Below are 24,905 nucleotides of genomic sequence, written 5' to 3' on the forward strand. Positions count from 1 at the left end.
GTACAATGTGTAGACAGTCTGGCGTTGAACATCCGCAACGGCGGTGCAGTTCGATCTGTCCCGGGACCATGTGCCGACATAGGGTTCCGTGGCAAAGGCGCTCCCGCACGAAAATGTTGAGATCGAAATGAGCATCAAGAGATTTCGGATCATCGATTCTTTCTTTCGACCATGACATCGGCCATGCTAAAGCATCGATGCTTAGACTTCACAATGATGCTGCTCCAGGGACTTAAATGATCATCCGCAAAGCAGCAGCTATTTTTCTGGGCATGCTGAGCCTGTCGCAAGCAGCGAACGCAACAGAATGTTCGCTCAGCCATGCGACCTATCGCGAGCCGCGCTCGGGAGCGACGATACAGTTCCGGCCCACAGACAACGAGCCGGCTGCGCTGACGACCGAGGTCTTTTCGCTGATCGTACCCAACACCGACCTTCGTCTGCCGTCGGACATCACCTGGACCAATGGCAAGTACTCATTTCCTGTGGGTACGATCCGGCACACCTGCACCGACGACGATCGCGAGGCGGGTCTCGAGGACGGCACCGGACTGTGCAGAGTGTGGGATGGGCAGGTCTATGCGTTCAATGCAGGCGGTGCCGAGCAGCTGAGTTCCCGCGAAGCCTCGCCGGCACCGGCAGGGTTGCTGTTGCCTGACTTCGGCGCGATTTTTATCGAATGGCCCGATTTCGCCAAAGCCAATCCCGACGGCGTGGCTTGGGATGCCTTTACGTTGACGGGTTGCAGCGATGAATAACAAGAGTCTGCCGGCCTGTATCTGCACCCTGTCGGTCCTTGTGGCCATGGCCACGGGGGCTGGTGCCGACCAAAGCAAGCCGTCGCGTCCACCTATCGATAAATGCAGCTGGGAACGCTTGGCGGACAGGGATGTCGGGCTGGCTGCCTGGGTACAGCGCTGCGATTTCGGTTTTCGCCGGATTCATTTCGAGCTTGGCGGCAATGCTCTTGCCATCAAATACAGCGATGGCGGTTCGGCCGATCCCGTCGTCGAAGTCTTCGATATGCTGCCGGGCGAGGCCGCCGATGCTGCGTTGCGACGCATTTTTACGCAGAAGACCGAGAAAGCCATCAGCACACGTTGCGTGCTCACGCCTTACACCGACGCGGCGACGCCCGCGCGCATCCTCCGGTATGTTTTCAGTCCCGATGCCGCCTATCGTGAGGAATTGAAGACCGTCGCCAACCCTGACGAGGTCGGCGAACCGCCTTGCGGCGAATGGGGCGAAGCCCCGGACGGCATTCAGTATTTCGAGGTGCAATCACCCGAACTGCGAAAGCTTCTATTCGTTCGCGTCGGCCAGGATGAGCCGCTGTTTGACGAGCAGACACTGCAAGTCCTGCCACCCGGATAGCGCCGGTAGATATCAGCCGTAGTGCCAACTGGGCTTTGGTTCGGTGCCGATGAACATCACGCCGATGCGGTCCTCGCGGCGCCAGCGGACCACGGCCTTGTAGGCGATGCCGTCGGTCGGAACATAGAGCAGGAACTCGTCGGGCACGCGCGCGTCGATCGAGACCTTCAATTCGGCGCCGCCGGCATGCATGTTGCGCAGCGTGCATGTGACCTCGGAATTGGTCATGCCGGTCAGGATCGTCGCGCCCTTCAAGACGCGCTGCCGGTATTTGTCCCTCTGTTCGTCCTCGGCCATCGCACGCAATCCAGCCATTTTTCGCGTCTCGGGCGTTCTGATCGGGAGGATTATTAGACCTGCCTGATAAAAATAGCGTTATCAGCAGTCGGGACTGGGAGATGTTCGCGGTTCCTGGCTGGAAGAAAAAGGCGCCGCGAAGCACGGCGCCGAACGATGCTTGTTGTCGGCCTGCTTACCTATAGGGCGAGTAGCATTGCTGGCGCGGCCCGTAATAGGGCTGGAAGGTATTGTCCCAGGCGCGGTACGACCGGTAGCGATTGTAACACCATTGGACATGTGCACTGGAAAACCGCCCTGCGCGATAATAGCGGCGCGGTGGCGGCGCGTCGTAGTAGTTGTAGCTGTTGTACAGGCTGCCAAGGCCGAGCCCCAGGCCCAAGCCAAGAATCGCGGCACCCGCACCATCATCATAGTAGCCGCCGCGGTAATGGCGGCGATGGTGGCGCCAGCGCCAGCTGTCGTCCCAGCCGCCATTATCCCAGTGTCTCGAAAAATGACGGCCGCGGAAATTGTGGGACCGCCATCTCCAATCGTCGCCGCCGTGCCATTGCCGAAAGCCGCGATTGCGCCAACGCCAGATCTGCCTGTCATTGCCGCCTGCCCAATCTTCACGAATTTGCACGATGTCGGCAGCATTGCCCGCCACCGGCAGCAGAGGTTTGGGTATTGGCCCGGCAAGCGAGGGGGCCGAGAGGCCGGTGATCAGACCGAGGGCCATCAGCCCGGATCTGACAGAAGATAAAAAGAGCGGTTTCATCGCACTCTCCGAAGATTCAGGCCCCACGCCCAGAATACCCCGGGGAAGGGCCTATTGATGGAACTTTCCATCTGAACGGAAGATGAACAAAAAGGTTCCGTCAGCCATAGCGAGCGCGCGATCAAGCAGAGCCGCCTGATTTCTGCGCCCTTGTTTTCGGGCGCGCTTGCGGGCAAAGGTCAAAGCCATGTCGCTGCGCCTTGCCACTTTCAACGTCGAAAACCTGATGAACAGGTTTGATTATTCCGGATACCGCAATCAGCTCAACGAAGATCGCACGCTGGCGCTTTTCGACATCCAGAGCGAGGCCGAATACAAGATGCTCGAGCAGGCGCGGGCCATCGCGCAATCCGACGACACGCGGCAGTTGACGGCGCTGGCGATCGCGGCCACCCGCGCCGACATCATCTGCATGCAGGAGGTCGACAATATCGAGGCGCTGAAGGCCTTCGAATATGGTTATCTGTTCAAGATGGTGGGGCAAGGCTACCGGCAGAAATACACCACCGCCGGCAATGATTCGCGCGGCATCGACGTCGCCGTGATGATGCGCAACGAGACCGCGCAGGGCCAGCCGATCGAATTCGTGCGCATGACCAGCTACGCCTATGTCACGTTCGAGCAATTCGGGCTGCACACGGCGGAATTGGCGGCGCTTGGTCACCAGGCCAATGAACGCATCTTCCGGCGCGACTGCCTGGAAATCGATCTGACCGTGGCTGGCGCGCCGTTGACGCTCTATCTCGTGCATTTCAAGTCGATGGGCTCGCCCCGTAACGGCCTCGACGGCCGCGAGGCGACAATGCCGCTGCGTATCGCCGAGGCGCAGGCGGTGCGCCGGATCATCGAGGAGCGCTTCGGCAAGGACCATGCCGCCGACAAGTGCTGGGCAATCTGCGGCGACATGAACGACTACCGGCAGCGCGTGAAGATCACTGGCGATGTTTTCGACGGCTATCGCTTCGAGGTGATCGACGAGGCCCGGTCCTGCATCGACGTGCTCACTGCCGGCGGTTTTTGCGAAAACGCGGTCGAGCGGCGGCCGGAAATGGACCGCTGGACTTTCTATCACACGCGCGGACCGGAAGAGCGGCATCTCTGCCAGCTCGACTACATCCTTTTGTCGAGGGCGCTAGCCAGGCAGAACGCCACCGCCGTTCCCGATATCATCCGTAACGGGCAGCCTTGGCGCACCATATTTCCGGCAGGCCAGGAGGTCGAGCGCTTCCCACGCGCCGGGTGGGACCGGCCGAAGGCATCCGACCATTGCCCGGTAGCAATTGCCCTCGACTTGGCGTGAGACAGGCGTGAGTTTCGACCTGCCGCGCAACGTCATCCTGCCGGTCGATGCCATCGACGTCAGGCTCGATCCTGGCCCGCATCCATTCGAGCGCGATAATGCCGAGGCGATCGCGGCGAACTGGCGGCGTGAGACCGCATCCAAGCCGGCGCTTTTCGACGGCACTGTGGTGCTGCTTTCCGCACTCAGCTACCGCGACAATCGCCTCGTCGGCCGCTGCCATGCGGTGCGGTATTCGACCTTCATGCTTTGGCGCAGCAATAGACAGGTGCCTGGCGCCGAACATGCCTACGCGCACGCCTTGCTGGTCGCTGGCGACAATGCGCTGGTGGCGATCCGCATGGCGCCGCATACGGTCAATGCCGGGCGCATCTACTTCGCCGCCGGCTCGTTCGAGCCAACCGATTTCCGCGACGGCCTTGTCGACGTCGACTTCAACATGATCCGCGAGGTACGGGAGGAAACCGGCCTCGACCTATCAGGCGCGACACGCGGCAGGCGCCACTACGCCCTGTCGACGGCAAGCGGCACGGTGATCTTTCGCCGCTACCGCGAGACGGCCTCCGCCGACGACCTGGCACAGCGGATCCGCGCTTTCGTCGCGGCCGAGTCAGAGCCTGAAATCGAAGGTCCTGTGATCATCCGCAATGCAGCCGACCTGCCGGACGGATTGATGCCGCATATGAGACCGCTGATCGAATGGCACTTCGCGCAAGGATTCCGACTCTAACGTCGCGACCTGCCTTCAATAGCCTTGCGGTCGCTGCGGGCAGCGACAAAATACAGCAGCACGCCGAGACCCAGGAGTGCCCCCATCGCCGTTCCCATCGTCTGCCCAATTACCTGCTGGAAGTCAGCTGTGACGCGATCGGGATTATCCATTCCATAACGGATCAAATTCCACCAAAGCCCTGCCAATGCGGCTTCGACGATCACCATCGCCAGAGCCAGTCGCCCTCTCTTGCTCATCCATTGTTCCCCCTTAGTCCCCAACAGCATTGTTATCATTGCAGATTGTGCTGCGACAAGGGCAGGTTGCTTATAAAATTGGCAGCGTCGCGAGGCGACATTTGCCGCAACGCTCTATTCATGCCTCAGCGCGTCGATGGGGTTGAGCCGTGCGCCGCGCAGCGCCGGGAAGAAGCCGAACACCATGCCGATCAGCGCGGAAAAGCCGACCGCAAGCAGGATGACCGCCGGGCTTGGCGCAAACGGGATCGTCAGCGTCAGCGAGGCGAGGCCGGCCAATGCCAGGCCGATCAGGATGCCGATGATGCCGCCAAGCAGCGACAGCACCGTCGCCTCGACCAGGAACTGGATGAGGATGTGCTTTTCGTGGGCGCCGATGGCGAGCCTGATGCCGATCTCGCGCGTGCGCTCGGTTACCGACACCAGCATGATATTCATAATGCCGATGCCGCCGACGAGCAGGCTGACGCCGGCGACGGCGCCGAGCATGCCAGTCATGGTGGTGGTGGCGCTGGCCATGGCATCGGCGATCTGGGTCATGTCGCGGATCGAGAAATCATCGTCTCGGTCGGGCGTGATGCGGCGTGTGTCGCGCAAGATGTCCTCGACGCGCTGCTGCAGCACCGTGGTTGGCGTACGGTCGTCGGCGGCGACATAGATCGATTCGATGTCGCGATTGCCGGCAATGCGACGCTGATAGGCGGCGAGCGGCATCAGCACGACATTGTCCTGGTCCTGGCCGAAGCCGGTATAGCCCTTCGGTTCGAGCAAGCCGATGATCTTGCAGGAGGTGCGGTTAACGCGGATGATCTCGCCTTCGGGGTCACCGGCGCCGAAGAACTGCTGGCGCACCGTCTCTCCGATGAGGCAGACGCCGGTCCCCGAGCGGGTTTCCGAATCGCTGAACGGGCGGCCCGAAACCAGCTTCCAGTCGCGGGCATCGAGATAGGCGCTGTCGGTGCCGGTGACGCCCGAGGTCAGGCTTTCGGTGCCGAAAATGACGCGCACCTGCTTTTGCGACGCCGGCGCGATAGCGCGCGCGCCGTCCAGATGCGCGACAAGCGCTGCGAGATCCTTGTAGGCAAGAGGCCGGACCACCTGGTCGAGCCCTCCAGGGCCGCCAGGCCCCGCCGGACGGCCGGAACGGATGACAAGCAGATTGCTGCCGAGCTTGGAAATATCGGACTTGACCTTCTCGGTGGTGCCCGAGCCGATGGTCAGCATGGCGATGACGGCGGCAACGCCGATGACGATGCCGAGCAGCGTCAAGAACGAGCGCAGCACGTTGCGGCGGATGGAGCGGAGCGAGAGGCGGACGGTTTCCCAGATCATGGCTAGGCCATCTCGAGATTGGCGGTATCCGAGGCAACATGGCCATCGAGGAAACGGATCGTGCGCTGGGCATAGCCGGCAACATCGGCTTCGTGCGTGACCATGGCGATGGTCAGGCCGAGCTCGCTGTTCAGCTGCGTCAGGAGCTCCATGGTCTCGTGCGTGCGGGCGGTGTCGAGATTGCCGGTCGGCTCGTCGGCAACGAGCAGCGTCGGCTTGGTGACGATGGCGCGGGCGATCGCCACGCGCTGCTGCTGGCCGCCGGACAGCTCGGCTGGCGTATGATGCTCGCGGCCAACAAGGCCAACCTCGGCAAGTGCCTGCATGGCAAGGCCGCGACGCTCGCGGGCGCCAACGCCGCGGTAGATCAGCGGCAGTTCGACATTCTCCGCCGCCGTAGTGCGCGGCAAGAGATTATAGCCCTGGAAGACGAAGCCCACATAGAGATTGCGCAGCTGAGCGCGGCGGTTGCGGTCGAGACGGCCGGCATCGATGCCTTCGAAGCTGTAAGTCCCAGCGGTCGGCGTGTCGAGGCAGCCAATGATGTTCATGGCCGTCGATTTGCCGGAACCGGACGGGCCCATGATGGCGACGAATTCGCCGCGTCTGATGGCGAGGTCGACGCCGGCCAGCGCATGCACCCGGGCTTCGCCCTGGCCATAGCTTTTCCACACCTTGTCGAAGCCTATGAGCGTGGTCGCGACCGATGCCACGATCAGCTCCGCTGCTGCGAGGCGGTAATGACTTGTGCGCCTTCCTCCAGGCCGGAAACGATCTCGGTCAGTTCGCCATCTGTCGAGCCGACCCTGACGTTGACCGGATGCGGCCGGCCATTCTCCAGCACGTAAAGCGTGCGCGAGCCGTCGCTTGGCTTCGTCGCTGCCTGGCGCTGGCGGTTGCCGCCGGGGCGTCCCATGCGGCCGGTGAACACGTCGGTGAGGCTCCAGCCGCGCTCCGCCGTCTGCGCCGGCCGGTAGCGGAAGGCGATCGATGGCACGGTGAGCACGTTCTTGGCCTGCTTGGTGACGACCGAGACGGTGGCAGTCATGCCGGGCCGTAACAGAAGCTCGCTATTGTCGACATCCAGCCTTGCATCGTAAGTGACGACGCCGTCGGTGGTGACCGAGGCATAGGAAATGTCCCGGATCTCGGCGTCGAATGGCCGTTCCGGGAAGGCATCGACGGTGAAGCGCGCATGCTGGCCGGGTTTGACGGCGCCGATATCGGCCTCGTCGACCGCCGCCTTCAACTCCATGTTCTTCAGATCGGCGGCGATGACGAACAGGACCGGCGCCTGCAGCGAAGAGGCGACCGTCTGGCCGGGATCGACCGAGCGCGTCAGTATGATGCCGTCGATCGGAGCGTAGATGGTGCTCTTGGCAAGATCCGTCTGCTGCGCCTTGAGATCGGCACTGGCCATGGCGAGGTTGGCTTTGGCAATATCGAGCGCCGCCTTCGAGCGGTCGCGCGTGGCGGTTGCCGCTTCGAGCGACTGGTCCGTCGCCATGCCGCGCTTGGTGAGTTGTGCCGCGCGCACCAGCGCCTTTTCGTTTTCGGCCAGGGTCACAGTGGCGTCCTCGACGCTCGCCGTCGCTGCCTTGGCGGAGGCCTGGGCGCGCTCGATCTGCACCTCCAACTTTGCGGTGTCGAGCGCAGCCAGCACATCGCCCTTCTTCACCAGCTGGTTCTCGTTGACCGAAACCGAGCGGACGACGCCGGAGAGTTCGCTGGAAATATCGACCTGGGTGAGGGGCTGCAGCGTGCCGGTAGCCGAAACCGCGACGGTAAGGTCGGTCATGGCGGCCAGTGTCGTGGTATACTCGATCTTGGCGGGCGAGCCCGCATACCAGGGGTAGCCGACGACACCCGCGGCCACTGCGAGTAGCGCAAGCAGCGCGTAAAACCAACCGCGACGGCGTTTTGTCTTCAGGCCCTGGTGGTCGAGCCCGAGCGCCGTCTCGATGGCGGAAGCGGATTCCGTCTTTGGCAGATTGACAATCTGGTCCACGCCGGCCCCCTATGTTCAGTGATTTCCCATCAGTGCACAAATCAGGCCTTATGGTTCGAAATTCAAATTAAATTTCGCCCATGTTGGGAATGAGGCAGAGGACTTACTGAGATGCAGCCGCGGAATTACTTACTTTACGACGTATTCACCACCAACCGGCTGGCGGGCAATCCGCTGGCCGTGGTGCTCGACTGTAACGGGCTGGACCTTGCTGCGATGCAGGCGGTGGCGCGCGAGTTCAACCTGTCCGAAACCGTCTTCGTGCTGCCGCCTGATAATCCCAAGCATCGGGCCCGCATCCGTATCTTCACACCCGACTATGAAATGCCGTTCGCCGGCCACCCGACCGTCGGCTCGGCGATAGCGCTCGCCGAAATGGCGGGAGAGGCCGCCGGCATCTTCGTGCTCGAGGAGAATATCGGCCCGGTGCGCTGCGCTGTCAGCAAGCACGATGGTTCGACCTTTGCCGAGTTCGACCTGGCGAAACTGCCGGCGCAGCTGGAATTGTCGGCCGCTCCCGAGGCGATCGGCGCGGCCCTTGGCCTTGGGCCGCACGAGATCGGCTTCGAGAACCACCGCGTTTCGTTCTGGTCGGCTGGAGTGCCCTACGTGACCATCCCCGTCGCCAATCTGGAGGCGGCCGCCCGGATCAGGCTGGACAACCAGGCGTGGTCGGAGTTGGCACCACGCAAGAGCGAATGGGCCTTCGCCAGCCCCTATGTGTATTGCCGCGAGACGGTGCACCATGACAGTGCCTTCCATGTCCGCATGATGGTGCCCGGTAATCCGTCCTACGAAGACCCGGCGACCGGCTCAGCGGCGGCCGCGTTCGCCGGCGCGATCATGCATTTCGACGGCCCGACGGACGGCGTTTCACAACTCTGGATCGAGCAGGGGCTGGAGATGGGCCGGCCGTCGCGCATCCGCCTCGAATTGAATGTCGAAGGCGGCGAACTGGCGGCCTCCCGCATCGGCGGCCATGCGGTGAAGGTGGCTGAAGGCAGGCTTTTTGTTTGACGACCTCGGCACTTCGGCGATTTGTCGGGAAATGAATCCCACGGGGCTGGACATGGCGGATGGCGGCGGCTATATGCCCGCCAACGCCGGTTTTACCGGCCGAGTGGGTGCGTAGCTCAGTTGGTAGAGCAGCTGACTCTTAATCAGCGGGTCCACAGTTCAATCCTGTGCGCACCCACCAAAGATTTCAAAAATTTGGTGGAAAAGACCCTGGAATGCGAGACGCGTTGACGCGTCTCGGGCCTGTGGCGATAAGGCGCCGGTTTGATGCTCAGCTGCGAAGCAGCAGTAAATTTTTCTCTTGGCTAGACGTACGGAAAGACAGATGGCAATTTCCGAGCTTGCTGTCTTCTAGTCATTGAGAAGAGAACGCTTGGTACCTGATCACTATGCCATCGTTTATATGGAAGAGACGCGAAGAATCTTCGTGATAATTTCTGAAATTTTCGGTGATTTTGTCCTTACCAAGAGCTGTTCCGGCTCGAATTGCGGCTGCATCGGCTGCATGATGTTCTCGTCGAAAGTGCTGATTGGCGAAGCCGAATTCTCGGTCCTTGAGCTTGATGGATCGAAGGCTCTGGATGAAAATCTGATGGCTTATTCATTCACAGAGGAAGGAGAAACCTTTCTTTTCGGCCTTAGGCACAAGTACAAGGCTTACAAGGGTACGATTAACAAAGAGAAGCTTGACAAGATTTTCAGATTTCCAGATGCCGTTGTCATCATCAAACGTGAGGAGGACGGCACTTTTACCCATTCTTATGTTTCGCCGACCGTGGACGGGCGTGTCATATCACGGGGTTGCCGGGCAACACCGCACTGCCCATGCGTCGGATGCCGGATCGTAGATATGTGGTACACCAAGGCGCCCGGCCATATCACACCTGCGGTGGATATCTCAGAGGGGAGGGCTTCTGCAGAAGGAGAATTGATCCTTCCGGTCTTTGAGGGCGAAGAAATTATTTCGAAGATGCTGACGCGCGACCCGTCCGTTCGCCATGCCTTTTCTCCGAATATCTTCGATTCTCCCCTTGAGCGGATGTTCTACGAGCTCGCCTTTCTAGACCTGCATATATATCCACAGCATCCTGTCGGGAAATATCGCTTGGATTTTGCGATCCCCGACAAGCGCATAGCCATCGAACTCGATGGACATGAATATCATAAGACCAAGTACCAGCGTACCCACGATGCAAAACGAGACCGCTGGTTGTATGGCCAAGGATGGACCGTCTTACGATTTACAGGGACGGAAATTCATCAGAACTTGGACCACTGCCTTGACGAAATATGCACGTTGGTCGGCATCGAGCGTGTGAGTAAGTCCAATAGAGCGCCGTAGAATGTGCAGGCCCGGCCGGCCACAGTTGTGTTATGGGCGGGCTTGTCAAGGCCGGGCTTGAACTTGACCTTCATGGCAATCTAGCGGGTCACTGTGATCTGCGAACCAGGATCCATGCTGCGGTCCCAGAATGCCAGCCGCAACCTCTTGCGGATCAAGCTCATAGGCCGATGTTGAACTGGATCACTTCTCCGAAACACCAGCCTCCGCAAAACTTGCCATCCTGGCATGGCATTCGAGTGCCGAGCGGACGATGTTGACTGCGAGGCAGGCGCCGGAGCCTTCGCCGAGCCTCATACCGAGGTCGAGCAAGGGCGGCAGGCCGAGCGCCTCCAATAGACGACGGTGGCCGGATTCGGCCGAGACATGGGCTGCCAGCGTGTGGGCGAGGCCAGCAGGGTGCAGCGCTGCCAAGGGTGCCGCTGCGGCGGTGCAGACGAAGCCGTCGAGCAATACCGGCACGCCGAGATGACGCGCAGCCAGCGTCGCACCAAGGATCGCCGCGAGCTCGCGGCCGCCGAGGGCTGCCGCTACCTTCAGCGGATCGGCCAGCGCCGGGGCGTGGCGCTTCAGGCCGGCCTCGATGGCGACGATCTTGCGCACGAGGCCGGCATCGTCGACGCCGGTGCCGCGCCCAGTCCATCGTTCGGCGCCGCCGCCGAACAGCGCGGTTGAGATGGCCGCCGCCGGCGTGGTGTTGCCGATGCCCATTTCGCCGAAGCAGACGAGGTCGAGGTCCTTGCTGACCGCGTCGTAGCCGGCCGAGACAGCGGCGAGGAAGGCCTCGTCGTCCATCGACACCTCTTGCGTGATATCGCCGGTCGGATGATCCAGATCAAGCGGGATGACGTCTAGCTCCGCGCCGGCGATGCGGGCAAGCTGGTTGATGGCGGCGCCGCCGCCGGCGAAATTCGCCACCATCTGCACGGTGACCTCCGACGGGAAGGCCGACACGCCTTGCGCGGTGACGCCGTGATTGCCGGCGAAGACGAAGACCTTGACACGGTCGAGCTTTGGCATGTCGCGGCCCTGCCAGCGCGCCAGCCAGGCGACTATTGTCTCCAGCCGGCCAAGGCTGCCTTGCGGCTTGGTCAGCGTGTCCTGGCGGCGGGCGACGGTATTGGCCGCGGCGTCGCTGCCAATGGGCAGGCCGAGGCAGGCGGCGCGCAGTTCATCGAGCGATTTGAAAGGCATGGGGGCAAAATCTCCGAAACAGAGTCAGGAAAGGGAAATGGAAGCGACGAGCAGGATTGCGATCTCGCCCAGCTGCTGAAGGGCGCCGACGGTGTCGCCGGTCTGGCCGCCGATCTGATTGAGGCAAAGCGCGCGGAAGGCGGCGAATAACAGACCGAGCAGGATGATCGCGAAAACGGCAGCGCCGAACCCAAGCGTCAGCAGTGCGACCGCACCGAGTACGGCACCGATGCCAGCTGTTTTAGCCGCGACGGTGCCCGCTTCGGCCGAAAGGCCGTCGCTGCGGGCCGGCTGCAGCAGGTGCATGAAGGCGCCGAGCAGGCCGCGCGAGGCGGCATGCGCGGCAATGAGGGCCCAGAAGACATGAGCCGGGCCGGCGAGTTCTGAGAGCGCGCTCCAGCGGATCAGCAGCGAGATGCCGAGCGCGCAGGCGCCGTAGGCACCGATGCGGCTGTCACGCATGATCTCCAATTTCCTGTCGCGGGTCTTGCCGCCGCCAAAACCATCAGCAACATCCGACAGCGCGTCCTCATGCAGGCAGCCGGTGACAAGCAAGATCGCGGCAAGGGCGAACGCTGCAGCAGGACCTCCGGCTAGGCCCAGTCTCGTGCCGACGGCGTAGGCCAGCGCACCGGCCATAGCGACGGCGAGACCGGCGACCGGTGCAGCCCAGATCGCAGCGGCAAGGCTGCGGCCACGGAAGTCGGCTCGCGGCAGCGGCAGCCGGGTAAAGAAGACGAGGCAAAGCGCGATATCATCGAGAATTTGCTGTTGCGAGGCCTTCATCCGGCCCTCGCAATGGCATGGAAGAACGTGCCGCTGACATTGCCGCGCCGGTAGCCGGAGGCGCCGAGCGGGTTGCCTTGCCCGTCGGCGAGATCGGCCAGCGGCCCGTCATTGCCGGTCGCAACCATCTGCGCGTAGTGGAATTCATGGCCGCGGATCAGCGTGCCTTGGCTGCCGAGCGGACAGCCGGACCGCAGCCGCGCCTCGCGGTAGCCGAGATTCATCTTGCGCTTGGCGAAGCTGGTCGAATGGCCGAGCAGGCCAAGCATCCGATGCGTCTCGCCCGATGCATCCTCGAGCGCCGCGCCGAGCACCATGAAGCCGCCGCACTCGCCATGCACCGGCCGCGTGGCGGCGAACCTCGCCATGCCCGCCCTGAAATTCGCAGCGGCGGCGAGGCGGCCGGCGTGGAGCTCGGGATAGCCGCCGGGCAGCCAGCAGACATCGCAATTGTCGCCGGGCGCTTCATCGGCGAGCGGCGAGAATGGGACGATCTCGGCGCCGGCCTTGCGCCAATGCGCGGCAACGTGCGGATAGAGGAAGGTAAAGGCGGCGTCCTCGGCGAGTGCAATGCGCTGGCCGGGGGGCGGCAGCGCGTCGCCGAAATTGCCCGGCGCGGGCGTGAATGGCGCCGCCAGAGCCATGATGGCGTCGAGGTCGAGCGAGTGCTCGACCATATCGGCCAGCCGGTCGAGATGCGCCATCAGATTCTCATATTCGCCGGCCTGAACGAGGCCGAGATGACGTTCGGGCAGGTTGAGCGAGGGATCGCGCAGGATAGCGCCGACGACAGGCAAGCCGAGCGCTTCGATGGCATCGCCGCACAGTCGGCGGTGGCGTTCACTGCCCAATCGGTTGAGCACGACACCGGCCATGCGCACATCGGGGTCATAAGTAGCAAAGCCCTTGGCAACGGCCGCCGCCGTGGTCGACTGGCCGGAAACGTCGAGCACCAGCAGCACCGGCAGGCCATAAAGTCGGGCAAGGTCGGCGGCCGAGCCGGTGCGGCCCGGAGCAGCCGGAATTCCATCGAACAGGCCCATGGCGCTTTCGAGGAAGATAAAATCGGCATCTTCGGTCGCTTCGCCGGCCAGTGCGTTAAGCAGGGCGGGCGGCATTGCCCAGCTGTCGAGGTTGATGCCGGACAAGCCTGTGGCGGCGGTGTGGAAGCCGGGATCGATATAGTCCGGGCCGGACTTGGCGCCGCGCACCTTCAGGCCGCGCCGGGCGAGCGCGCGCAGAATGCCGATGGTGACGCTGGTCTTGCCCGAGCCCGAGCGCGGCGCGCCGATGATGATGGCGCGGGTCATGGCTCGCCCGCCAGTGCCGCACGCATAGCGACAATACCGCCGACGACGATCAGCGCCGGCGAGGTCAGACCGGCGGCTGCTGCCTCTTCCGCAATGGTGGCGAGCGTGGCGACGACGATCCGTTCCTGCGGTGTCGTCGCAGCGACAATCACCGCGGTGGGCGTCGAAGGCGCCAGCCCGCCCTCGAGCAGCGAGGCGGCGATCAGTGGCAGATTGGCCATGCCCATATAGATGACCACCGGCTGGCCGGTACGGGCGATGGCCGCCCAGTCGAGGTCGTCATCGGTGCCGGCGGCGTGACCGGTCGCCAGGATCAGCGCCTTGTTGATGCCGCGCATGGTGCCGGGAATGCCGGTGGCGGCCAGCGCGCTGAGGCCGGACGTCAGGCCAGGCAGGATGCGGAACGGGATGGTTTTCCCGGCCAGCGCAAGCGCCTCTTCGCCGCCACGCCCGAAAATATAGGGGTCGCCGCCCTTCAGCCTGACGACGCGCCGGCCCGCGCGCGCCAGCCGAACCAGCAGAGCGGTAATGTCGTCCTGCTTCATCGATGGTTTGCCACCGCGCTTGCCGGCATAGAACAGTTCCGCGCCCTCGGCGACGGCGACGACCGCGGGCGAGACCAGCGCGTCATAAACCAGCGCGTCGCACTGTCCGAGGGCGGCCAGCACTTCCAGCGTCAGGCAGCCGGGATCGCCAGGGCCGGCACCGGCCAGCCAGACATGACCGGGCTCCAGCTGGCGCGGCTTGAAGTCCAGCCGGGTGAGCGCCTGCTCGACCGTAGTGTTTCTATTGCTGCCGCTCACAACCCGCCCCGTCCGCGAAAGCGCCGCTGGTAGTGCGCGTCATACAGTGAACTTTCGCCAAAGCCTTCCGCCGCCAGCGAGCGGCCGACGAAGATGATTGCCGTGCGCTCCATCGGATCGGCGGCCAATTGCGCCTCGATGGTGGCCAGCGTGGCGGTCAGCACGCGCTCGTCCGGCCAGGAGGCACGGAAGACGACCGCGACCGGGCAGTCGGCGCCGTAATGCGGCGTCAGCTCGGCGACGACGCGGTCGATGGCGTGGATGGCAAGGTGGATGGCCAGCGTGGCGCCGGTGCGGCCGAAGCCGGCCAGCGTTTCGCCGGGCGGCATTTTCGAGGCGCGGCCGGAGATGCGGGTCAGCACCAGGCTTTGCGCGACTTCTGGAATGGTCAGCTCGCGGCGCAGCGCTGCCGCCGCAGCGGCGAAGGACGGCACGCCCGGCGTCAGCGTATAAGGGATACCATGCTTCTCCAGCCGGCGGATCTGCTCGGCAACTGCGCTCCAGACAGACAAATCACCGGAATGCAGGCGGGCGACATCATGGCCGGCCGCGTGGGCGGCCACATATTCGGCCTCGATCTCGTCGAGTGACATCGGCGCGGTGTCGATCAACCTCGTTCCGGGCGCGCAGTGCTGCAACAGCTCCGGCGCCACGATCGATCCGGCATAGAGGCAGACGGGACAACTGCCGAGCAGGCGGCTGCCGCGCAAGGTGATGAGATCGGCAGCACCCGGGCCGGCACCGATGAAGTGAACGGTCATGCCGCATCTCCGCTGATGGCGATGGCGCAGGTGACAGCACCGAGCACCGTGCGCGGTCCGAGCAGCTTTGCGCCTTTGCCGGCGGCGGCAAGCGCCGAGGCTTCGGAAACAGACGGCGTGCTGGCATGCTCCTGTGATAGGTCGGAGTGGCTGGTCGTAGATGCAGCTTTGAGTTCGTCCTGCTCGACAACGATCACCGGGAGGCGGAGTTCACGTCCGGCGGCGAAGATTGCCGCTTCATCCTGCTTGAGAGACGCGGTCGCGAGGGCTGAAAGCGCGGGCAGGGCAAGCCCGTGCGCCTCCAGCGCGGTTTCTACCGCAGCAAGCACGTCGCGTGCGCTGACACCTTTGCGGCTGCCGATGCCCGCGACCATCATGGCTTGGCCCAACTCCATTGCGTGACCGGCATAGCCGGCCGCCAGGCCTGCATCGAACCAACCGGCGAAGCACGGGATATAGCGATCCGGGTAAGCTCGCCTCCGAGCGCAGCGTGACGGGAAAGCAGCAGTACCTCCATCTCCAGGGTCACTGCGTTGGCGACTAGGCGGCCGCCGGCAGGTAAGGCATCGATGGCTGTTTCCAGCACGCCGGCATCGCTGCCGCCGCCGCCGATGAAGATCGCTGCCGGCGTTTCCAGCCCGGCAAGAGCTTGCGGTGCCGAATCTTCAACGACGGCGAGACCGGGAACGCCGCAGGCCGCGGCGTTGCGTCGGATGCGGGCGGCGCGGGACGGATCGGCCTCAACGGCGATGGCACGCATGGAAGGATGGGCCAGCATCCATTCGATGCCGATGGAGCCCGATCCGGCGCCGATGTCCCACAGCAGTTCGCCGCGCCTTGGCGCGAGAGCGGACAGGGTGACGGCGCGCACTTCACGCTTGGTGATCTGGCCGTCATGCTCGAACAAAAGATCGGCACGTCCCGCTGTCAGCGGCAGGATGGGTGCTTGCGGAGTCGATTCAACTTCGATCGCGAGCACGTTGAGCGGATTGATCTTTGCGAGGTCGAAGGTGCCGGCGCTCGCCGAGCGCAGCCTTTCGTTCGGCCCACCCAGCGCCTCCAGCACCGTCAGCCGCGACGCGCCGAAGCCGAGCTCGGTCAGGAGACGGGCAATCGCTTCCGGTGCATCGCTGTCCGAGGTCAGCGCGAGAATGCGGGTGCAATCATGCAGCAACGGCCGGATCAGGTCGAGCGAGCGGCCATGCAGCGAGACGGTCTCGACGTCCTGCAGCGCCCAGCCCAGGCGTGAGGCGGCCAGCGAAAAGGCCGAGGGCGCGGGGATCACCCGCATATCCTCTGCCGCGACCTTGCGGGCGAGGATGACGCCGACACCGTGGTAGAAGGGATCGCCGGAGGCCAGCACGCAGACGCGTCTGCCGGAGAGCGCCAGCACGTCGCGCATCTCGGCATCGAAGGGCGTCGGCCAGGCGCGCGCTTCACCTTTGATCAGTGATGCGACAAGGGCGAGGTGGCGCTTGCCGCCGAAGACGAACTCGGCCTCAGCGATCAACCGCTTGGCCTCGTCGCCGAGACCCGCTACACCGTCCTCGCCGATGCCGACGATCGTAAGCCACTTTGAGGTGAGCTTGGCGCCGCGCGGAGCTTCAGCAGGCATAATGACCCACCGCATTCTGATCCTCGGCGGAACCACCGAAGCACGGCAACTGGCCGGCAAGCTTGCCGCGCGCGCGGATATTTCGGTCATGCTGTCGCTGGCCGGTCGTACCGAAAACCCGGCCGCGCAGGGGGTGCCGGTGCGGGTCGGCGGCTTCGGCGGTGCCGGCGGGCTGGCGGCGTATCTCCGCCAGAACAAGATCGACCTGCTGATTGACGCCACGCATCCCTATGCGGCGCAAATCTCCGCCAATGCGGCGGAAGCAGCGCGCATGACCGGCGTGCCTATCGTTGCGCTCAGGCGTCCCGGATGGGAGGCGGTCGAAGGTGATCGCTGGACGTTGGTCGACACCGTTGCCAGCGCGGTGACGGCTTTGGGATCGGTGCCGCGCCGTGTGTTCCTGGCGCTCGGGCGGCAGGAGGTCGCTGCCTTCGAGGCAGCTCCCCGGCATCATTATCTCATTCGCAGTGTCGACCCGGTCGAGCCCAGGCTCGCTGTGCCCGACGCGGCCTATCTCTTGGCGCGCGGGCCGTTTCATGAGGTCGATGAGCGCGCGCTGCTCGAAAGCCGTGGCATCGAAGTCGTTGTTTCCAAAAACAGCGGCGGCGAGGCGACCTACGGCAAGATCGCGGCGGCGCGGGCGCTCGGTGTCGAGGTGATCATGATCCGTAGGCCGGCGTTGCCGGACGTTACGTCGGCCGAAACCATCGAATCGCTTGCCGCTATGGTCGATCATTTTCTGGTCGGTCATGTTCTTGGGCCCGCTGCCGAACGCGGCGTGTAGACCAGCGCGGCCTTGTCACGCCGCTTGATGATCCTGGTTTCCGGCGAGCCGATGATGATGCAGGTGGCCATGTCAGCCTTCGCGGCATCGGCGTCGGCCAGCAGAAAAACCTCGATGCGCTCGTCGGGACGGCCGGCGGCACGGCCAAAGATCACCGGCGTGGTGCCGGGCAGGATCGCCGTCAGGCATTCGAACGCGCGGCCAAGCTGCCAGGGGCGTGCCTTGCTGATCGGATTGTAGAGCGCGATGACGAAGCCGGCGCCCGCCGCCGCAAGTAGGCGCAGCTCGATCAAATCCCACGGCTTCAGATTGTCGGACAACGAGATGGCGCAGAAATCATGGCCGAGCGGCGCGCCGATGCGGGCGGCGACGGCGAGCATGGCGGTAATGCCGGGCACGATAGCGATGTCGACCGTGCGCCATTCGGGTGGGCCCGCCTCGATCGCCTCGCAGACGGCCGCCGCCATGGCGAAGACGCCGGGATCGCCGCCCGACACGACGGCGACATCGTGGCCTTCCGCAGCCTTCAGCAGCGCGTCCCTGGCGCGCGCGAGTTCCTCGCGATTATCGGAAGCGACGCGGGTCTGCTCGGGGCGCAGATCTAGCCGGTCGAGATAAGGCTTGTAGCCATAGAAGAATTTTGCCTCGCCAACGGCGCGGCTGGCTTCCGGCGTCACCTGGTCGGCGTTGCCGGGCCCGAGGCCGATGACGGTGAGGCGGCCGCTCATGCTTCGGCTCTCAATGCGCTTGGCCGGCCCGACCAGCCGGCCACCAGAACGATGGCGAAATAGGGCGCCTGGTCGTCCTTTTTATCGGCCAGCCGCATCGAGACGCCGCCCGGCATGGTGCCGCGCTCGACGTAGACGGCCCGCGCCAGTTTGTCGGTTGCCTCCAGCGCGCGCCTGATCTTGGGCAGGTTGCGGCCGACCTTCATGATCACCGCAGCGTCGGTGTCGGCGAGGCGACGCGTCAGCTCGAATTCGCTCATCGTGCCCGGCAGCACCGTCAGCACGTCGTCGCCCTGGACGATCGGCAGGCCGGTCGCCGACCAGCAGCCGGACATGGCGGTGACGCCCGGGATGACTTCGGTCGGAAAGCGGTGCGCCAGCCGGACATGAAGATGCATGTAGGAGCCGTAGAAAAGCGGGTCGCCCTCCGAGAGCACCGCGACCATCCTGCCGGCGCTGAGGTGCTCGGCGACCTTTTCGGCCGATTGCTCATAGAAATCGGTGATCTGCGAGCGGTAATCGCTGTGATCCTTGTCGATTTCGGTTGTCACCGGATAGAGCAGCGGCAGTTCAATCAAATCGGGGCGAAAATGGGCACCGACGATGGCGCGCGCATTGCTGTTGTTGCCGCGCTTGGCGAAATGCGCAACGACATCGGCCTCGGCCAGCGCACGCACCGCCTTCAGCGTCAGCAGGTCGGGGTCGCCGGGACCGGTGCCGACGCCGACCAGTCGACCTTTTGCGATCACGTTCATAGGCCCGGCCTCGCCAATGCATTGAGGGCGGCGGCGGTCATGGCGCTGCCGCCCAGCCGGCCGCGCACGATGGCGTAAGGCACGCCATAGCAATTTTCGGCCAGCGCATCTTTCGATTCGGCGGCACCGACAAACCCGACCGGCATGCCGATAATCGCCGCCGGCCTCGGCGCGCCGTCGCGCAGCTTTTCCAGCAGATAAAACAGGGCGGTCGGCGCATTGCCGATGGCGACGACCGAACCGGCCATGCGCTCGCCCCACAGGTCGATCGCCGCGGCCGAGCGGGTGTTGCCGATCTTTTTCGCGATGTCGGCGGTCCGCGGATCGCGCAGCGTGCAGATTACCTCGTTGCCGGCAGGCAGCCGGGCGCGCGTGACGCCGTGCGAGACCATCTGCGCGTCGCAGAAGATCGGCGCGCCGGCGCCCAACGCTGTGCGCGCGGCGGCGACGAAATCGGTCGAGAAAACGAAGTGCCGCGCGGCCTCGACCTGGCCGCATGCATGGATCATGCGGATAGCGACGTCGGCCTCGGCTTCGGAAAAGCGCGACAGGTCGGCCTCGGCGCGGATGATGGCGAAGGAGCGCTCATAGATCGCCGTGCCGTCATGGATGTAGTCGTAGGCGGTCATGTTCATTCCTGTCGGTAAGCTTTGACGACGCCCGCCGTGCCGAGCCTCGCTAGGCAGGCGGCAGCGGTTTCGCCGGGATGTCTTGCGCTGCGGATCGCCGCTGCAACGCGGCCGATGCCGTGCGCGGCGTCGTAGCCCGGCCTGTATCCGGCGGGCAATGCCTTTGCCGTCCCGTCCACGACAAGCCCGGCTCCGTTTTCGCCACCGACCAGGGTCAGCTTCGCCGGACCGGGATGGGCGCAGCCCTTGGCGCAGCCGGAGATGTGCAGCGTCAGCGAGGAATCGAGGATGTCGCGGTTTTCTGTAGCGATGATCTCGGCGATGTCGCGGGTAGCGATGCGGCCGGAGGCACAGGCGGGTGCGCCAGGGCAGGCGGCGATTTTCGTGCGCGGATCGGCTGCGTCGGTGACAAAGCCGAGGGTTGCGGCGGCTTGGTGCAGCTGGGGGCAGGCGGCCGGTGGCAGGCCGATGAAAAGCAGCGCGCGGCTTGGAGCGAGACGGATTTCGGTGACGCCCAGGGCGATGGCTTCTTGCGTGAGGCCGATGAGTTTTTGCGCGGGCATGCTGCCGAAGGGCAGGCCGATGCCGAGGGCACGGCCGTTGCTCAGGTTGAAGATACCAATGGGCGGGCGAAAGCGTTCGGCGGCGCCCCCCTCTGTCCTGCCGGACATCTCCCCCTCTAGGGGGGAGATTGCGCCTTGGTCTCCGCCTTCGCTAATCGCCGAAGTCGCGCCGAATACCGAGGCAGCAGAAGTACGGCCGTCGGCGGAACTGCCGATCTCCCCCCTAGAGGGGGAGATGTCCGGCAGGACAGAGGGGGGCGCGAAGGAATGCCAGCTTGCGAGTGATCTACGCTGCCGTTCCGTCAAATCCCTTGCATGAGCTTCGCGGCCTTTTTCGGCGACCATCCTGAGAATCGCGACGGCGATATCACGGGCAGCATCTTTCTCGATCATGGCGAGAGGCCTGACATTCTGCCCGTCACCAGCAACAGCTATCCGCCAGCCGACGCCCGCGTCGGTTCTGATCGCAGCCAGTCGTACATCGGCCACTACCGCATCCATCGTCAGTTGCCCGCCGCCGTCGATGACGACTGAAACCTTCGGACCGAGCCTTGCCGTCAGACCAGCCTCTTCAATCGCCACCCGAATCCGCTCCGCCATCGGGCGCGGGTCGGCTATCTCCTCCGGGTCGAGCCCGGCCAGTGGGCCGGTCTCGACCGGCACGCCGGTGCGCACGGCGATGCCGAGCGCATCGACCTCCATCGCCAGTAGCCGGGCGCTTTCGTGCGTCAGGCCGCGTATCTGCAGGCCGCCGCGGGCGGTCACTTCCATGATGCCGTTGCCATGGCGCAAGGCGGATTCGCAGAGTCCGATCAACGACTTCGGCAACAGTCCTCCAGCGACCGGATTGAGCCGCACCAGCAGCCCGTCGCCGGTTTGCATCGGCGCGGACAAGGCAGGGCAGGCGCCACGGCGCGAGAAAGCGTTCATGCCGCCACTCCCAGAGCTTGCGCTTCGGCAATCAGTGCGGCGAGATCGTTATCGATCGAGTTGCGCAGCGGATGCCAGAGCCCGCGCCGCCGTGCTGACAGCAAACGCTCGGCAATCACCTTCGCCGCCGCCGGGTTCTCGCGCAGGATGAAGGCGCGCACCACGGGGTCGCCGAGATAGGCGTCGTGCACGGCCTCGATCAGCGTGCCTGATATGGCATGGGTAGTCTCGGCAAAGCCGACCAGCCGGTCGACCGTCTCGGCGAATTCCGAGGCGCCGCGCGGCCCGTGCCGCATCTGGCCGGCGATGAAGCGCGGGTTGACCGCGCGGGCGCGAACTACCCGGGATACGGCCTCACCAACCGAGCGCGGCTTGGGCTTTTGCGGGTCCGTGGTGTCGAGCACGATCACGTCGGCGTTCTTGCCGAGCGCGGCAAGCGCTGCCGAAAAGCCGCCGATAAAGGCGACGTCGGCCGAGCCTTCGAGGATGTCGCGGCCGGGGTCGTCGCCGGTATGAACCAGAAGGTCGGCCTCAGCGATGCGACCCTCAAACGCGCCAGGCGCCGAAATGCCTTCGCCCTCGGCGCCGCCATAGGCATGCGAAGTGGCGTCGAGATAGGCGCGGCCGATCTCTTCGCGCGCCGACCAGTCGCCGCTCGACAACATGTCCTCGACGCCGGCGCCGTAAGTGCCGGGCGAAGTGCCGAAAATGCGCGGGCTGATCTTGCCGTCGATGCGGGTCCTGGCCGCCAGCGGGTTTTCCGAATCGTGCTCGTCGCGGGTCGCCACGGCGTTGGCCGCGGCGTCGATCAGCGCGATCTGGGTCGGGAACATATCGCGGAACAGGCCCGATATGCGCCAGGTGACGTCGACGCGCGGACGGCCGAGTGTTGCCGGCGGCAGCACATCTATGCCGGTGATGCGGCCGGTGGCTGAATCCCATTGCGGCCGGCAGCCCATCAGCGCCAGGCCTTGCGCGATCTCCTCGCCGCCGGTGCGCAGTGAGGCCGACCCCCACAGGTCGATGACCAGCGAGCGCGGCCAGTCGCCATGCGATTGCATGTAGCTGCGGACCACTTCTTCCGCTGCCACCTTGCCCAGATCATGGGCGGTCGGCGTCGGCATGGTGCGTGGGTCGGCGGTGAAAAGATTGCGGCCGGTCGGCAGAACATCGCGCCGACCCGGTGCCGGCGCACCGGCCGGACCGGCAGCGACGTGGCGGCCGTCGAGGGCGGCAAGCAGCGCGGTTTTTTCAGCTGCCGCGCTTTCCCGCCGCAACGGATCAGCCTCGCCTTCCGGCGAGCGGCCGTAAATGTGCAGGCCGTCCTTGATGGCGAAATCCTTGAGATCGCAGAGCCAGGCGTCGATGCGGCGCAAAGCCTCGTCGGCTGCGTCGGTCCTGGCGACACCAGCCTCTGAGGCGAGGCCGGTCTTTTCCGCCGTTTCGACTATCAGCTTCGCCAGGCGGTCGCGGCGGCGGCGGTCGAGCCCGTCGGCCTGGGCATATTCGTCGACCAGTCGTTCAAGCCTGTGCTGGTTTTCGTCCAGCCCGGCGCCGGTCAGCGGCGGCGGCAGATGGCCAAGCGTGACGGCGGCAACGCGCCGCTTGGCTTGCGCTGCCTCGCCTGGATTGGAGACGATGAAGGGGTAGACGACGGGCAGGGCGCCGGTGACGATTTCGGGAAAGCAGTTTTCGCTGAGCGCAACGGTCTTGCCGGGCAGCCATTCCAGCGTGCCGTGGGCGCCGACATGGACAATTGCATGGATGCCGAGCGACTGGCGCAGCCAGAGGCCAAAGGCGACCAGCGCATGGCGCGGCGGCAATGTCGGGTCGTGATAGTCGGCGCGGCGGTCGACTGAGCGCCCGCGATCGGGGGCGAGCGCCACGGTGATGTTGCCGAACGTGGCCGTGCGGAAGCGGAATTTGGCGACAGCAGGCGCTTGAACACCCCCCTCTGTCCTGCCGGACATCTCCCCCGCAAGGGGGGAGATTGCGCTCTCATTGCCGGTTTCGCCAATCACTGAGGTTGCAGAACGGGTGCCGTCGGCGAAACGGCCAATCTCCCCCCTTGAGGGGGAGATGTCCGGCAGGACAGAGGGGGGCGCCTCGCGCGAACCTGTCTCATCTTCCGCCTTACCCCATGCCGCCTCCACGGCAGCGAGTGCCGCAGTCGGTAACTCTGCAGAAAGAGCGAGATAATCGTCCAGTCTCAGCCCACCATTCCCCCGTTCCAGCAAATCCAACAACTCCCTTGGCGTTTGCGGAATCCTTTCAACGGCGTAGCCCTGTTCGCTCAGATCGTGCAGCATTGCCAGCACGCTGGACGGCACGTCGAGGCCGACGGCGTAGCCGGTGCGACCGGGGGCGCTCGGATAGTCGGGGATCAGGATGGCGAGCTTGCGTTCCGCGCGCGGCGTCCGCCGCAGGCGCACGAATGCCTCGATACGGTTCGCCACTTGCGCGACGCGGTCGGGCTCTGGCCGGTTGGCGAAGGCGCGGAAGGCCAATGCGGGATCGGTTTCGCTTTCGCCCTTGAAGGAAATGGCGCCGGCCAGGATGCGGCCGTCGAGCTCGGGCAGGACGACATGCATGGCAAGGTCGGCGGGCGCCAGGCCGCGCTGATTGGTTTGCCAGATGTCGCGGCGGGTGGTTGCGACGATGACCTGGAACACCGGCACGCCGGCGCGGTCGAACAGGGTTTCAACGCCCGGCTCGGCCCCAGAGGCGAAAGCTGTGGCGGTGATGATGGCGGCAGGCTTCAGCGTTGCAAGCGCGGTTTCAACAAAGGCGAGTGAGGCCGGGTCCTTGAGGCTGGAGACGAAGATAGGCACGGGAGCCATGCCGCGCGCGCTCAGCGCTTCGAAAAGCGCGTCGATGGGCGCGACGTCGGCCGCGAGCAGCATCGAACGGTAGAAGAGGATTGGCACGACGTCCCCCTCCCTCTCGAGGGGAGGGTGGCCCGAAGGGCCGGGTGGGGTCATTGCGGCAGTGCTCGACGCCTCTTTGAGTTGGCGCGCTTCGGAGAGGACCCCATCCCCGGCCTGCGGCCGGACCCTCCCCTCGAGGGGGAGGGGGACGCCGCGTTCTACGACCCCCAGTCCCGGCTCGTAAAATCCAGCCTTTGGCACGCTAACGGGTTCGGCTACCGCCGCACCAGATCCAGCGAGACTTGCCAGCCTCTGCACCAGCGCCGTCATATTTGCCGGCCCGCTCTCGCGAAAATAGCCAAGCAGGGCGTCCAACTCCTCGCGCGGCAGCGTCGAGCCTTCGATCAGTCGCAAATCCTCGTCGTGGCTCTCGCCCGGTAGGAGCGCCAGCTTGATACCGCGATTTCGCGCGATAACGGCGAGCTGGTCGCAGCCATAGCGCCACCACTCGTAGCCGCCGAGAATGCGGACCAGAATGACCTTGGCGTGGCGGGCGACGCTCTCGGTCCAGAGGTCGACGGACATCGGATGGCGCAGGTCGCGCAAGGCGGCGAGCCGCATCGAGGGCAGGCGGTCCGCATCCGCCTTCCACGCCGCCGCCAGCCCGGCCAGGTCGCTGTCGGTGAAGGACAGGGCCACGACATCCGCAGGCGTTTGCCTGAGATCGACAGGCTCGGCGAGATCGTCGAGCGAGGCGGATGTGGTGGTGAGGATGTGCATC

General features: G+C 64.6%; 26 protein-coding genes and 1 tRNA gene. 8 read left to right on the forward strand and 19 right to left on the reverse strand.

All coding sequences use genetic code 11. The features are described 5' to 3' along the window. The first annotated feature begins 236 nt into the window (after nt 1–236). Complete coding sequence (locus NKH78_RS11995) at nt 237–758, forward strand: hypothetical protein (RefSeq protein ID WP_352738750.1); 522 nt, start codon at nt 237–239, stop codon at nt 756–758. A 118-nt stretch (nt 759–876) separates the two neighbouring features. After that, nucleotides 877–1,374, forward strand: coding sequence for a hypothetical protein (locus NKH78_RS12000; protein WP_352882955.1), 498 nt, complete (start codon nt 877–879; stop codon nt 1,372–1,374). A 12-nt stretch (nt 1,375–1,386) separates the two neighbouring features. On the opposite strand, the gene NKH78_RS12005 is transcribed toward NKH78_RS12000, so the two are convergent. The 3 genes from NKH78_RS12005 to NKH78_RS12015 all read right to left on the reverse strand — a co-directional run bounded on the left by NKH78_RS12005 (nt 1,387) and on the right by NKH78_RS12015 (nt 2,620). After that, nucleotides 1,387–1,671, reverse strand: coding sequence for a PilZ domain-containing protein (locus tag NKH78_RS12005; protein ID WP_352883065.1), 285 nt, complete (start codon nt 1,669–1,671; stop codon nt 1,387–1,389). A 175-nt stretch (nt 1,672–1,846) separates the two neighbouring features. Continuing rightward, nucleotides 1,847–2,431 (reverse strand): BA14K family protein, encoded by a 585-nt coding sequence (locus tag NKH78_RS12010; RefSeq protein ID WP_352882957.1) that lies wholly within the window; start codon nt 2,429–2,431, stop codon nt 1,847–1,849. A gap of 51 nt (nt 2,432–2,482) precedes the next feature. After that, complete coding sequence (locus NKH78_RS12015; RefSeq protein ID WP_254820699.1) at nt 2,483–2,620, reverse strand: hypothetical protein; 138 nt, start codon at nt 2,618–2,620, stop codon at nt 2,483–2,485. Between NKH78_RS12015 and NKH78_RS12020 the strand changes: the two genes are divergently transcribed. Then, the gene (locus tag NKH78_RS12020) at nt 2,619–3,731 is read left to right on the forward strand and encodes an endonuclease/exonuclease/phosphatase family protein (RefSeq protein ID WP_352882959.1); all 1,113 of its coding nucleotides are present in this window, start codon (nt 2,619–2,621) and stop codon (nt 3,729–3,731) included. The two genes, NKH78_RS12015 and NKH78_RS12020, sit on opposite strands and share 2 nt — an antisense overlap. A 7-nt stretch (nt 3,732–3,738) precedes the next feature. Continuing rightward, nucleotides 3,739–4,461, forward strand: a complete 723-nt coding sequence (locus tag NKH78_RS12025; RefSeq protein WP_352691645.1) for a hypothetical protein — start codon at nt 3,739–3,741, stop codon at nt 4,459–4,461. Here the strand turns inward: NKH78_RS12025 and NKH78_RS12030 are convergent. The 4 genes from NKH78_RS12030 to NKH78_RS12045 form a co-directional block, all read right to left on the reverse strand. Further along, on the reverse strand, nt 4,458–4,700 hold the full coding sequence (locus NKH78_RS12030; RefSeq protein ID WP_352477528.1) for a hypothetical protein: 243 nt from the start codon (nt 4,698–4,700) through the stop codon (nt 4,458–4,460). The two genes, NKH78_RS12025 and NKH78_RS12030, sit on opposite strands and share 4 nt — an antisense overlap. Nucleotides 4,701–4,814: 114 nt before the next feature. Continuing rightward, on the reverse strand, nt 4,815–6,032 hold the full coding sequence (locus NKH78_RS12035; RefSeq protein ID WP_352691646.1) for an ABC transporter permease: 1,218 nt from the start codon (nt 6,030–6,032) through the stop codon (nt 4,815–4,817). Between the two features lie 2 nt (nt 6,033–6,034). Then, nucleotides 6,035–6,745 (reverse strand): ABC transporter ATP-binding protein, encoded by a 711-nt coding sequence (locus tag NKH78_RS12040; protein WP_352691648.1) that lies wholly within the window; start codon nt 6,743–6,745, stop codon nt 6,035–6,037. A gap of 2 nt (nt 6,746–6,747) precedes the next feature. Further along, nucleotides 6,748–8,040, reverse strand: coding sequence for an efflux RND transporter periplasmic adaptor subunit (locus NKH78_RS12045; RefSeq protein WP_352882962.1), 1,293 nt, complete (start codon nt 8,038–8,040; stop codon nt 6,748–6,750). A gap of 111 nt (nt 8,041–8,151) precedes the next feature. Between NKH78_RS12045 and NKH78_RS12050 the strand changes: the two genes are divergently transcribed. The 3 genes from NKH78_RS12050 to NKH78_RS12060 all read left to right on the forward strand — a co-directional run bounded on the left by NKH78_RS12050 (nt 8,152) and on the right by NKH78_RS12060 (nt 10,399). Then, the gene (locus tag NKH78_RS12050) at nt 8,152–9,057 is read left to right on the forward strand and encodes a PhzF family phenazine biosynthesis protein (RefSeq protein ID WP_352821524.1); all 906 of its coding nucleotides are present in this window, start codon (nt 8,152–8,154) and stop codon (nt 9,055–9,057) included. Nucleotides 9,058–9,162: 105 nt separating this feature from the next. After that, nucleotides 9,163–9,238, forward strand: a tRNA-Lys gene (locus NKH78_RS12055). A 192-nt stretch (nt 9,239–9,430) separates the two neighbouring features. Further along, nucleotides 9,431–10,399, forward strand: a complete 969-nt coding sequence (locus NKH78_RS12060) for an endonuclease domain-containing protein (RefSeq protein ID WP_352882965.1) — start codon at nt 9,431–9,433, stop codon at nt 10,397–10,399. 183 nt (nt 10,400–10,582) lie between these two features. Here the strand turns inward: NKH78_RS12060 and cobT are convergent, their stop codons facing one another. From cobT to cbiE, 7 genes are read right to left on the reverse strand one after another with little or no spacing between them, the layout of a single operon-like run. Further along, nucleotides 10,583–11,593, reverse strand: coding sequence for a nicotinate-nucleotide--dimethylbenzimidazole phosphoribosyltransferase (gene cobT, locus NKH78_RS12065; protein ID WP_352821521.1), 1,011 nt, complete (start codon nt 11,591–11,593; stop codon nt 10,583–10,585). Between the two features lie 24 nt (nt 11,594–11,617). Beyond that, nucleotides 11,618–12,379: an adenosylcobinamide-GDP ribazoletransferase gene (gene cobS, locus NKH78_RS12070; protein ID WP_352751373.1), complete on the reverse strand. Its 762-nt coding sequence runs from the start codon at nt 12,377–12,379 to the stop codon at nt 11,618–11,620. Beyond that, the gene (locus NKH78_RS12075; RefSeq protein ID WP_352751371.1) at nt 12,376–13,689 is read right to left on the reverse strand and encodes a cobyrinic acid a,c-diamide synthase CobB; all 1,314 of its coding nucleotides are present in this window, start codon (nt 13,687–13,689) and stop codon (nt 12,376–12,378) included. The genes cobS and NKH78_RS12075 overlap by 4 nt, the downstream gene beginning before the upstream one ends. Beyond that, entirely contained in the window at nt 13,686–14,492 is an 807-nt protein-coding gene (gene cobA, locus NKH78_RS12080) for a uroporphyrinogen-III C-methyltransferase (RefSeq protein WP_352477538.1), read from the reverse strand. The genes NKH78_RS12075 and cobA overlap by 4 nt, the downstream gene beginning before the upstream one ends. Then, nucleotides 14,489–15,253: a precorrin-4 C(11)-methyltransferase gene (gene cobM, locus NKH78_RS12085; protein WP_352751370.1), complete on the reverse strand. Its 765-nt coding sequence runs from the start codon at nt 15,251–15,253 to the stop codon at nt 14,489–14,491. The genes cobA and cobM overlap by 4 nt, the downstream gene beginning before the upstream one ends. Then, nucleotides 15,250–15,630, reverse strand: coding sequence for a cobalamin biosynthesis protein (locus NKH78_RS12090; RefSeq protein ID WP_352505688.1), 381 nt, complete (start codon nt 15,628–15,630; stop codon nt 15,250–15,252). Before NKH78_RS12090 ends, cobM begins: the two co-directional genes overlap by 4 nt. After that, a complete protein-coding gene (gene cbiE / locus NKH78_RS12095; protein WP_352882968.1) occupies nt 15,627–16,868 on the reverse strand; it encodes a precorrin-6y C5,15-methyltransferase (decarboxylating) subunit CbiE in 1,242 nt (413 codons plus the stop codon). The genes NKH78_RS12090 and cbiE overlap by 4 nt, the downstream gene beginning before the upstream one ends. Nucleotide 16,869: 1 nt before the next feature. Between cbiE and NKH78_RS12100 the strand changes: the two genes are divergently transcribed. Further along, complete coding sequence (locus NKH78_RS12100) at nt 16,870–17,652, forward strand: cobalt-precorrin-6A reductase (protein WP_352703623.1); 783 nt, start codon at nt 16,870–16,872, stop codon at nt 17,650–17,652. On the opposite strand, the gene NKH78_RS12105 is transcribed toward NKH78_RS12100, so the two are convergent. From NKH78_RS12105 to NKH78_RS12125, 5 genes are read right to left on the reverse strand one after another with little or no spacing between them, the layout of a single operon-like run. Continuing rightward, on the reverse strand, nt 17,616–18,380 hold the full coding sequence (locus NKH78_RS12105) for a precorrin-3B C(17)-methyltransferase (RefSeq protein ID WP_352691656.1): 765 nt from the start codon (nt 18,378–18,380) through the stop codon (nt 17,616–17,618). The genes NKH78_RS12100 and NKH78_RS12105 overlap by 37 nt on opposite strands. Beyond that, entirely contained in the window at nt 18,377–19,135 is a 759-nt protein-coding gene (locus NKH78_RS12110) for a precorrin-2 C(20)-methyltransferase (RefSeq protein ID WP_352691658.1), read from the reverse strand. The genes NKH78_RS12105 and NKH78_RS12110 overlap by 4 nt, the downstream gene beginning before the upstream one ends. Further along, nucleotides 19,132–19,764 (reverse strand): precorrin-8X methylmutase, encoded by a 633-nt coding sequence (locus NKH78_RS12115; RefSeq protein WP_352691660.1) that lies wholly within the window; start codon nt 19,762–19,764, stop codon nt 19,132–19,134. Before NKH78_RS12115 ends, NKH78_RS12110 begins: the two co-directional genes overlap by 4 nt. Nucleotides 19,765–19,766: 2 nt before the next feature. Then, on the reverse strand, nt 19,767–21,257 hold the full coding sequence (cobG, locus tag NKH78_RS12120) for a precorrin-3B synthase (RefSeq protein ID WP_352703627.1): 1,491 nt from the start codon (nt 21,255–21,257) through the stop codon (nt 19,767–19,769). Then, nucleotides 21,254–24,904: a cobaltochelatase subunit CobN gene (locus NKH78_RS12125; protein WP_352882972.1), complete on the reverse strand. Its 3,651-nt coding sequence runs from the start codon at nt 24,902–24,904 to the stop codon at nt 21,254–21,256. Before NKH78_RS12125 ends, cobG begins: the two co-directional genes overlap by 4 nt. Between the last annotated feature and the right edge of the window lies 1 nt (nt 24,905).

The sequence above is a fragment of the Mesorhizobium sp. M0910 genome (assembly GCF_040319465.1).
Taxonomy (GTDB): Bacteria; Pseudomonadota; Alphaproteobacteria; order Rhizobiales; family Rhizobiaceae; genus Mesorhizobium.